The sequence below is a fragment of the Streptomyces sp. NPDC057654 genome (assembly GCF_042800135.1).
Lineage (GTDB): Bacteria > Actinomycetota > Actinomycetes > Streptomycetales > Streptomycetaceae > Streptomyces.
Genome location: NZ_JBHVHQ010001477.1, coordinates 1 through 1,050 on the forward strand (window position 1 = coordinate 1; position 1,050 = coordinate 1,050).

Genomic DNA, 1,050 nt, shown 5'->3' on the forward strand with positions numbered 1-1,050 from the left:
GCCGTGGGCGCGTAACTCCCCGCGGCCGGGGGCCGACGTCCGGCGCGGCCTCGCGCGCGCCGGACGCCGGCGGACGGTTCACCCCATCGGGGCCCCGCCCCGGAAGCGGGGATCGGCGGCGGGCGCCGGGCACCCTATCCGGTGATGTCGCACACAAGCAGCCCGGCGGAGGGGCTGCCGCCCTCATCGCGCCGTACGCTCAACGGACCGCATGGCCCCCGGACCGGAACCAGCCCACGGAGGTTCACGCCCGTATGAAGCTCACCGTCGTCGGATGCTCGGGGACGTTCCCGTCCGCGGAATCGGCATGCTCTAGCTACCTCGTGGAGGCCGACGGCTTCAGGCTGCTGCTCGACATGGGCAACGGCGCCCTCGGCGAGATGCAGCGACACATCGGTCTCTACGACCTCGACGCCGTACTGCTCTCGCATCTGCACGCGGACCACTGCATCGACATGTGCGGCTACTTCGTCGCCCGCTACTACCGGCACGAGGGCGGCCGCGCCGACGCCATCCCCGTGTACGGGCCCGAAGGCACCGAGCAGCGGCTGTCCACCGCGTACGGCGACGTGCCCGACGACAAGTGCATGAGCGAGGTCTTCGACTTCCGCACGCTCGCCCCCGGCAGCTTCGAGCTCGGGCCGTTCACCGTCCGCGCCGAGCGGATGCGCCACCCGGTCGAGGCGTTCGGCTTCCGCGTCGAGCACGGCTCCGCGGCGCTCGCCTACTCCGGCGACACGGGCCCCTGCGACGCCCTGGACACCCTCTCCGCCGACACGGACCTGCTGCTCTGCGAGGCGTCCTTCACCTACGGCAAGGAGGACATCCCCGACCTGCACCTCAACGGCCGCGAGGCGGGCGAGATCGCCTCCCGCGCCCGCGTGGGCCGGCTGGTCCTCACCCACATCCCGCCGTGGACGGACCCGGTCACCAACGTCCGCGACGCCGAAGCGGTCTACTCCGGCCCGGTCGAGGCCGCGGCGGCGGGGGCGGTGTACGAGCTTTAGCGGCGTTCGGCGCTGGGCGCTCGTATGCGAAGGGCCCTGGAAC

General features: G+C 72.7%; 1 protein-coding gene. It reads left to right on the forward strand.

Annotated elements, in window-relative coordinates:
• Positions 1-254: 254 nt before the first annotated feature.
• A complete protein-coding gene (locus ACFU99_RS44485; RefSeq protein WP_384404612.1) occupies positions 255-1,007 on the forward strand; it encodes an MBL fold metallo-hydrolase in 753 nt (250 codons plus the stop codon).
• Positions 1,008-1,050 lie beyond the last annotated feature (43 nt).

Bases quoted from the DNA above. Each gene is read 5' to 3' on its own strand.
- ACFU99_RS44485 (WP_384404612.1), top strand. From the start codon at position 255: ATGAAGCTCACCGTCGTCGGATGCTCGGGGACGTTCCCGTCCGCGGAA.